Annotated in this window: 9 protein-coding genes; 8 read left to right on the top strand and 1 reads right to left on the bottom strand. The window is 34.0% G+C overall.

Annotated elements, in window-relative coordinates; translation table 11 throughout:
- Positions 1 to 10: 10 nt before the first annotated feature.
- From FLB_RS05255 to FLB_RS05235, 5 genes are all read left to right on the top strand, one after another.
- Positions 11 to 262, top strand: coding sequence for a hypothetical protein (locus FLB_RS05255; protein ID WP_064714923.1), 252 nt, complete (start codon positions 11 to 13; stop codon positions 260 to 262).
- Positions 263 to 328: 66 nt separating this feature from the next.
- The gene (locus tag FLB_RS05250) at positions 329 to 1,036 is read left to right on the top strand and encodes a GLPGLI family protein (RefSeq protein WP_064714922.1); all 708 of its coding nucleotides are present in this window, start codon (positions 329 to 331) and stop codon (positions 1,034 to 1,036) included.
- 632 nt (positions 1,037 to 1,668) lie between these two features.
- Positions 1,669 to 2,382, top strand: coding sequence for a GLPGLI family protein (locus tag FLB_RS05245; RefSeq protein WP_082923220.1), 714 nt, complete (start codon positions 1,669 to 1,671; stop codon positions 2,380 to 2,382).
- 5 nt (positions 2,383 to 2,387) lie between these two features.
- On the top strand, positions 2,388 to 5,057 hold the full coding sequence (locus FLB_RS05240; RefSeq protein ID WP_064714920.1) for a TonB-dependent receptor: 2,670 nt from the start codon (positions 2,388 to 2,390) through the stop codon (positions 5,055 to 5,057).
- A 233-nt stretch (positions 5,058 to 5,290) separates the two neighbouring features.
- Complete coding sequence (locus tag FLB_RS05235) at positions 5,291 to 5,719, top strand: hypothetical protein (protein WP_064714919.1); 429 nt, start codon at positions 5,291 to 5,293, stop codon at positions 5,717 to 5,719.
- Between the two features lie 285 nt (positions 5,720 to 6,004).
- On the opposite strand, the gene FLB_RS05230 is transcribed toward FLB_RS05235, so the two are convergent.
- Positions 6,005 to 6,379: a Rieske (2Fe-2S) protein gene (locus FLB_RS05230; protein WP_410503413.1), complete on the bottom strand. Its 375-nt coding sequence runs from the start codon at positions 6,377 to 6,379 to the stop codon at positions 6,005 to 6,007.
- A gap of 291 nt (positions 6,380 to 6,670) precedes the next feature.
- On the opposite strand from FLB_RS05230, the gene greA reads away from it, so the two are divergent.
- From greA to FLB_RS05215, 3 genes are all read left to right on the top strand, one after another.
- Positions 6,671 to 7,147, top strand: coding sequence for a transcription elongation factor GreA (gene greA / locus FLB_RS05225; RefSeq protein ID WP_064714918.1), 477 nt, complete (start codon positions 6,671 to 6,673; stop codon positions 7,145 to 7,147).
- Positions 7,148 to 7,158: 11 nt separating this feature from the next.
- On the top strand, positions 7,159 to 7,548 hold the full coding sequence (locus tag FLB_RS05220; protein WP_064714917.1) for an HIT family protein: 390 nt from the start codon (positions 7,159 to 7,161) through the stop codon (positions 7,546 to 7,548).
- A 78-nt stretch (positions 7,549 to 7,626) separates the two neighbouring features.
- Positions 7,627 to 8,799, top strand: coding sequence for a transglutaminase domain-containing protein (locus FLB_RS05215; protein WP_064714916.1), 1,173 nt, complete (start codon positions 7,627 to 7,629; stop codon positions 8,797 to 8,799).
- The last annotated feature ends 121 nt before the right edge of the window (positions 8,800 to 8,920 follow it).

Here is an 8,920-nt window from a genome sequence, read left to right as displayed (position 1 = left end):
AAGCTAAAAAATGATTTTTACTGCTATGGCAGTTTTGGCGTTTAGCGCTGTTTCAGTTGCAAACACTATTGAAGTAAAAGAAGAAGTTGTAGTATACAACGAGAGCAGGGAGATTTTATTTACTTCTTGTGAGCAACAAGCTATCGACTATGTGGCTTTTTGTGACCCAAACAATAAATGGGATGCAGAAACGGCACATGGTGTGTATAGAAATGCAGTAGAAGAATGTGATAGAAAAGAAAAGTCACATTCAGCTAATTAATTTTAAAAAGAAACAGAACTTACATCTTTATAAGTTCTGTTTCTTCAAATTAAATCAAATTTTATTATGAATAAATTTTTATTCTTATTATGTTTTTTTTCAACTTCATTAGTGTTTAGTCAAAATAGTTCGGTGCAAGTTGTTTATAAGGTAAAGGATGTTGTTTCTGATGCCAATATGAATACAATACCAAGCAATATTAAAAACACATTAATTTCAGTCATTAAAGAAGCTGAAAAGCAATCATTTGTGCTCACATATTCAAGTAATCAATCAAGTTATGTTGCTGAAAATTTGATGACTAAAGGAGAAACAGGTTCTAATATAAGTATGTTAGCTCGTGCACAATTCACTGGAATGTATGATTATTTTTTCGATTTTAATACTAATGTTGAGATTTTAAAGAATAATAATGACTCTAAATTGTTAAGTAAAAAGTATGTTCCTTTAAATTGGAAGGTTACTTCTGAAAGTAAAACAATTGATAGTTATCTATGTTATAAAGCCTTCTTTGAAATACCATATGTAACTAGAGATAATCGAGAAAGAAATAAAGTAGGTTATGTTTGGTTTACTCCTAGCCTGCCTTTTGTCGTTGGTCCCAAAGAATACGTAGGACTTCCTGGTTTGGTAATCGAAGTTCATGAGGAAAACATAGTGTATTATGCGGATAAAATAAAACTTAACAGTGTTCAACAAGTTGTTTTCCCAAAAGGAAAAACAATACCAAAAGAGGAATATGATAAGAAACTAAAAGCCCAAATGGGAATGTAAATAAAGTTTCAACCAATATCCCATACTAAACCAAAAGCGAACTAAACCAACCCATGCCCAAATTTCTTTACTTTTTACTTTTTTTTACAATGCTTGCATTTGCTCAAAATCGTGTGAAAATGCGCGTGGTAATCAAGACTAATCTTAAACGTATGAATCCGCTTGTATAAATTGTAATGTATTGATAATTTGTGTTTTTTTTGAAATATCGCTAAAAGTAGGTATTGTGAAATGTTTTTTTTCTTACATTTTTGTAACGGTTAACCAAAAAACTTTTTATAAATTTAAAACCGCTACAAAAATGAAAAAAATGATTTTTACTGCTATGGCAGTTTTGGCGTTTAGCGCTGTTTCAATGGCAAACACTATTTAAGTAAAAGAAGAAGTTGTAGTAAACAACGAGAGCAAGGAAGTAAAAACTTTGGCTAGTGATTGTTTCACAAAAGCAATGAATTATATAGATAAGGTATAAGATCCTAATGGAACTAAAAGCCCTGCGGAAGTTGAAGCAGCCTATCAAGGTTATATCAAAGGTTGCGAAGATGCCAAAGAAAAATCCTTATCTGCGAATTAATTAAGACAAAAAAACAACCAAAATTTAAAAGATTTTGGTTGTTTATATAGTAACAGCTATGAAAAAGACACATGTTTTATTACTACTTTTTACTTTGTTTTTTAAGTCTTACTGTATAGGACAGTTGGCCTCTGGAACCGTTCTATATAAGATTCAATTAGTAGGGTATGGTGGAGAAAATAAGGATCCGGATTTTAAAGAATTAAATGAGGCAACAGTCAAGATTGCAAATCAACAAACGTGTACTTTATCATTTAATGGTAAACGCTCTAGTTCTATTTTAAACAAATATTTAATCACTGATAACGAAAATAATGGTTTAATGAACATGGCTCGAAAAATGGCATTCATTGTAACAAATGAAAGTGATTATTTTTTTGACAAAATTAATAACACTGCCATAAGAAGAGATGATAACGGTAGTTTAATTGAGATCAAGCATAAAATATTAGATTGGGAAATAACGAAAGAGAGTAAATCAATTGATGGCTATTTATGTTACAAAGCAATTTATTATCATAAATTTATCAACAGAAAAGGGGTTGATACAAGCATTCCCATAATTGCATGGTTTGCGCCAAGTTTGCCTTATGGATATGGTCCAAAATATTTTAACGGCTTGCCAGGCCTTATCTTAGAATTAAATGATCGTGAAACAACTTTTTATGCAACATCAATATCCATATTAAAAGATAAAGAACTAGTAATTGAATTTCCTAAAGGCAAAACCGTTAGTCAAGAGGATTACACTAAAAAGGGACAGTCAAATTAATTGCAATGCACAAAATCCTCTTATGCTTTCTTTTATGCACAACTATGTGTTTCTCTCAATTACGCACTATAACAGGTGTGGTTGCTGAGGATACAAACAAGCCACTTGAATCCGCCAATGTAATTGCAAAACCATTGCAAGAAAATGCCAGCCTCAAGTTTGCTATTGCTGATAATAAAGGGCGCTACCGCTTGGATCTAGATAAAGCAGTGAAGTATGAAATTACAGTTTCGTATATTGGGTTTGTAGAGGAAGTATTTATCCTTGAAGCAGATGCAGTTATTGCTACGCACGATTTTAAATTAAAACCCACAGGCGAACAACTCAAAGAAATTGTCATTAAACATGAATTCAAACCGATAGTCATCAAAAAAGATACTATGACTTTTGATGTGAAGAGTTTTGCGAACGGAAACGAACGTAAAATGAAAGAGGTCTTAGAAAAGTTGCCAGGTGTTGAAGTAGACAAAAAAGGAAATGTTACTGTACAAGGCAAAAAGGTAACCAAAATGTTAGTAGAAGGGAAATCGTTTTTTGGCGGCGGAAGTAAATTAGCCGTAGAAAATATTCCTGCCGATGCACTCGATAAAATCGAAGTCATAGATAATTTTAATGAGGTAGGATTCATGAAGCAAGTGTCGGATAGTGAAGATTTGGCCATGAATGTGAAGCTTAAAGCGGATAAAAAGAAGTTTGTTTTTGGTGATATAGAAGCCGGAGCCGAAGTTGGCAATGCCGATAATGGTTTTTATTTGGCACATGCCGCTTTATTTTATTACAGCCCAAAAACCAATTTGAGTTTTATAGGCGATGCCAACAATATTGGTAAACGCACCTTTACTTTTGATGATATGTTGCGCTTTGGTGGCGGAATGAGTAGTTTTCTTTCGGAACGAAAATCGTTTACCAATTTGTATAGTTTTACCAATGATACTAATGAGCTTGTACAGAGTAAATCACAATTTGCAGCGCTCAATTTTAGCCATGACTTATCGAGTAAACTAGAAATTTCTGGGTTCTCCATTTTTTCAAAAGTGTTTGCCGCTTCTCAATCGAAGAGTAGCAACGACTATTTGCAAAATAGTGCTGTAGCTTTTGAAAACAAATTACAAAAAGGAGATAATCGTTCGTTACTTGGAATTTCCAATATAAAATTGAATTATTCGCCTAATACCAAAGAAAAATGGTATTATAACGGGCAATACCAATCGAGTACCAATGATTTGAACAGTACTATTAATTCGGTGACCAATTTGGGGAGCAGTGTTTTTCAAACCTTAAACCAAGCCGATAATACCGCGATAAAACAATACCTAGAATGGCATAAAAGTTATAACGATGCTCATACAACGACTTTTGTAGTAAATCAAGCTTATGACAAAAATACGCCACAAACACGTTGGTTTACGGACCAACCTTTTTTAACAGGCATCATTCCCATTCAAGCCGACAATACTTATACCATAGATCAAATCAAAAGAGTGCAAAACCACTCCATCGATGCACTTTTTAAGCATTATTGGGTGTTAAACAATGCCAATCATTTGTATACTGTTTTTGGAAACAACAACGGGCGCTCTCAGTTGTTTACCTCCGAAAAACAGGTGTTGACCACCAATGTTATTAATGATTTTAGTACTGCTGGTTTTGGTAATGATATCAAGTATCAGCTCAATGATGCTTATATTGGGTTGGAGTACAAATTTAGAATTGGAAAATGGACGAATAAGCCCGCATTATATAGCCATTGGTATGCTATGAAAACGGAACAAGCCTCTGGAAATAGAGTGATCGAAAAACAAGTTTGGTTGCCACAATGGACTAGTGAATTTGAATTCAATAAATCGGAAACCCTAAATTTTAATTACAAACTCGAAGTGGGATTTCCTGAGGTAAGTCAGTTGGCGGATCAGTTCACGTTACAAAATTATAATTTGGTTTTTAAAGGGAATGCCTTGTTGGAAAATGAACAGTTTCATTCCGCAAATTTGAGGTATTCCAAAATGAATATGTATCGAGGGATTACATGGAATGCAATGGCGAGCTTTGTTAAAAAAGAAAAGACCATTCGTAATGAAGTGATTTTGCAAGGGATTAATCAAGTCAACAGTCCTTTTTTGAGAGACAATCCAGAGACGAATTATAATGTAAATGGGGCGTTTACCAAAAAAATCTACCGTTTTAACCTTCGACTCAATACGAGTTTAAGTTGGTTCAACTATTTGCAAACCTTGAATGGAGTGACAACTTCAAATGATAGGAATAACCAAAAAGTAGGTTTTTTGATAAAAACAGCCTACAAGAAATGGCCAACAGTTAGTATGGGTTACACAAAAGGTTTTAGTCAGTTTAAAGGGATAACACAATCTAATTTTCAATCTGATGCTTGGAATGGAGATGCTGAAATCACTTTTTTCAACTATTGGACCTACAAGTTTGAGTATGAAAACATAAGCAATACTAACGCTAACCAGCAACGTAACTTTTATGATATTGCCAACACTTCTTTGCGCTATCAGAAGAAAAACAGCCCTTTTGGTTTTGAAGTGATAATTAATAATGTGTTGAATACCACCGTAAAAAATGATTATTCCTTTTCGGATTACTTAATCAGCGAGCGAAGTACTTTCGTTTTACCAAGAGTATTTATGTTGTCTGTAAGTTATAAATTGTAGTTTTATTTTGACTTTTTGTTTACCCACAAGCAGGATTGAATTTAAAGTTTTAATTTTTAGTTTACTTATTTTCTTAGAATCCAGTGTCTTTTTGATGCTGGATTTTTTTTGATTTGGACAGTAAAAAGGTTTTAAATCAGGGTTTGATATTTTAGGGAGGAATTTGTTGATTTAGAAATAATTTCTTACATTCGAATTTTAAATTTTATTAACTCTAAACCTTGATTACAATAATGCAAAAAAACAGATTAACAATTATCATTGCGATCCTACTTTTTAGTTTTACCACAAGTGCACAAGTAGCGGTTTCAGGATTTACAGATTTAGCTTTTGGCTTTAATACGGATAAAGAAAAAAAAGTAAGTTTTGAAATGAAAGTGTTTACTAATAATTATCTAGATGTTTTGCCTTTTGAGGCCTCTGCTTTTTATAACTTCCCAACAAAGGAATACCATCGTTTTTCCTTGGGGCTTGGATTAAATTTTAGTCCATTCATTTCAGAAGTTAACGCAATAGTGGTGCCGGTTGCTTTAGAAATTTTCCCTATTAAAGAGTTTAAGAAAATAGCAGTGGTGTTTGAAGTTGCACCTATGATACTTAATGGGGACGATACAGCTGTTCGAGGATTGATTGGTATTCGATATAGTTTTGATAAAAGATAATTTGGTTCAGTACAAAACTTCTGGTTTACCCGCGTGAGGGCAATGTCATTAAGTTAAGGAATTACTCTTTTTGTTTTCACGCAGATTTAAGCAGAAAAATCAGTTAAAATCTGTTGAATCTGCGTGCTATTTTTTTCTTTTTCCTCTTAACTTAATGACATTGCGCGTGAGGGATAGGAGCAATCCGCCACTGCGGAGCGGATAGCCCGACAGCTCACGACAAAGGGGGCGACTCACCAGTAGGATGAGTTGCCCCCCTTTGTTGTGAGGTGGCACGCCCAAATCTTAATTATATACTCTAATCACCGTTCCGATAACTTCTATGCGGTATTGTTTTAGGGGATATTGTAGGTCACTTAAGCCAGTAAATAAACTGTATTCTTTGCTGTCGCAGGGACAAACGGCATTGATACCTTTAATAGTTAGGGTTGAGCAACTGCTTAGTGCTTGGTTCGGACAAGCCGCATCGAATGCGTTGTAACCACTTCCGGTGTTGAAAACGATGAGCCCTCGAGCACCTGCGCCAGGATAAAAAACAGCATTACTCGCAAATTTCAAATTAGAATAAGCAGGCAAACTAGTATTGATATCTACAGTAAAAGAATAATTGGGAATGAAAGGGTTTTTATTAGTTCCTCCATTAGTACTACAGTTTGTCAACAGGAGGATTGTGAATAGAAAAAGCAGTTTTTTTATCATTTTAAAATAGCATCAAAGATTAGTGAAACAAATTTAATTTATTTAACTTTGGATTGGTTATGGTTAACATTTAATTATAGCATAAAAAAAATTATAGTATATTTGCGGAAAGAAATCCCGTCCTGATGGGATTTTTTCTATTTTATACCTGTCAGGTATTGTAATGTGAAACGTAAGAAAACCAATAGTATTGCATTGGTTTTATGTGCAAGGAAACAAGAAAAAACCACTTAATTATTAACGCAAAAAGTTATGAGTAAAGTATCGTATTATACAGCAGAAGGATTAAAAAAGTTAAAAGACGAATTGGATCACCTAAAAGGAGTGATGCGTCCTAAAGCTTCGCAGGATATTGCTGATGCAAGAGACAAAGGCGATTTGTCTGAAAATGCAGAGTATGATGCTGCCAAAGAAGCTCAAGGATTATTGGAGATGCGTATTTCTAAACTTGAGGAGGTCTATGCTAATGCTCGTTTGATCGATGAGTCGCAATTGGATGTATCTAAAGTTTTGGTGCATTCTAATGTAAAGATTAAGAATCAAGGGAACGGAATGGAAATGAAATATACCTTGGTAGCCGAAAGTGAAGCGGATTTGAAAACCGGAAAAATATCAGTTACTTCTCCAATCGGGAAAGGTTTGTTGGGTAAAAGAGTAGGCGAAGTTGCTGAAATTACTGTGCCTAACGGAGTATTGAAATTTGAAATCATTGAAATTTCTCGCGACTAAAAATAATAATCATGAGCAGTATTTTTACCAAAATTGTAAATGGAGAAATTCCTTGCTACAAAGTGGCAGAAGACGAACAATTTCTGGCTTTTTTGGATGTCAATCCCAATGCAGTTGGGCATACGCTTTGTATTCCTAAGCAAGAAATTGACAAACTTTTTGATTTGGATGAGGAATTGTATCTCGGATTGATGCGTTTCTCCAAAAAAGTTGCTGCTGCTCTAGAAAAAACAGTGCCTTGTGAACGCATAGCTATGGCCGTAATTGGACTAGAAGTACCTCACGCGCACGTGCATTTGATTCCAATTAATGAAATGAACGAGATGCGTTTTCAAAATAAAGTCGTTTTGACAAAAGAGGCGTTCGAAACTTTGGCAACCAAAATTCAGCAGAATTTATAAAATCTTTTTTTTCATATATTTAAACACGAATAGCAATCTTAGAATGCTGTTCGTGTTTTTTTATGCCAATTCTTGATTATGAAAAGCGTTTTTTATTATTTCATCTTGTTTTGGGCTGTACTAACCTACGGTCAAACCAAAGATAATACGGTTTTGATAGACGCAAAAATGGCAAAGATTCCGAAAGCTTCTACAAAGAACACAAAAAGTATTGCCGATTATATTGCTACTAATTTTAAGTCAGAAAATGAGAAGCTAAGAGCAACTTTTTTTTGGGTGGCATCTAATATTAGTTATGATGTGGCTAATATGGAGAATATTGATTTTAGTGACACTTCGGAAAAGAAAATTGATAAAACGCTAACCACCAGAAAAGGGGTGTGTATTCATTATGCGGAACTTTTTAATGCGATTGTGAGTCAATTAGGCTTTGAAAGCGAAATCATTGAAGGATATACCAAACAATTCGGTAAAGTGGCGGCATTGTCTCACGCTTGGTGTGCGGTTAAGAGTGAGGGTAAGTGGTGGTTGTTTGACCCAACTTGGGGTTCAGGCAGCGTAAACAATGGTGTTTTTGCCAAAAAGCTCAATAATTTTTATTTCAAAACGCCACCGAAAGCAATGTTGGAAACCCATATGCCTTTTGATTATCTGTGGCAGTTGTCCCGTTATCCTATTAGTAATGCTGAATTTATTTCAGGAAAAGTAGTAGTCAATCCAGCCAAACCAGTTTTTAATTTCGCAGATGAAATTGAGAAGTTAAAACAAAAATCAGAAGAGATTAAGTTATTTGAATGTATTGGTAGGGTGGAATCTAATGGTTTGTCTACGAAGTTAGTAAAAGACTATTTAGAAAATAAAAAGAACGAATTATCAGGAAAGAGAAACAATCAAGCAGTTGAAAAATTGAATTTGATTGTAGAAGAAAGTAATGCTGCAACAGCTATGTTCAATGATTTTGTTTTTTACAGAAATAAAAAGTTTAAACCAACTTTATCTGATGATACAATTAGAGAAATGATTGCAGCACCCAAAGCAAAAGCACTAAAATGTCAAAAAGATTTGGATAGTATTGGCACTCTTAACGATAGCAATAGAGCGACATTGACAGCTTTTCGAAAAAACTTATCCGAATTATTAGTGCAAATTGAAGAGCAAGAAAAATTTGTAAATGAGTACCTTAGTAAAGGCAAACTGGCTCGAAAATCAATGTTTAGCAAAGTAAGTTGGTTCGGTTTACCGGTAAATTAATCTTTTTGATAGGTCTAAAAAAAAAAGGGATTTCGATTTGAAATCCATTTTATATAATGAGTTTTTGGGTAATGTGGTCAAAAATAGTTGGTGATTTTTCATTTAAGATTAGTTAAATTGC

This window comes from Flavobacterium succinicans, from assembly GCF_001662485.1.
GTDB lineage: Bacteria > Bacteroidota > Bacteroidia > Flavobacteriales > Flavobacteriaceae > Flavobacterium > Flavobacterium succinicans_A.
The sequence above is the reverse complement of the archived record's forward strand: the minus strand, read 5'-3'. Positions and strand labels throughout refer to the sequence as shown.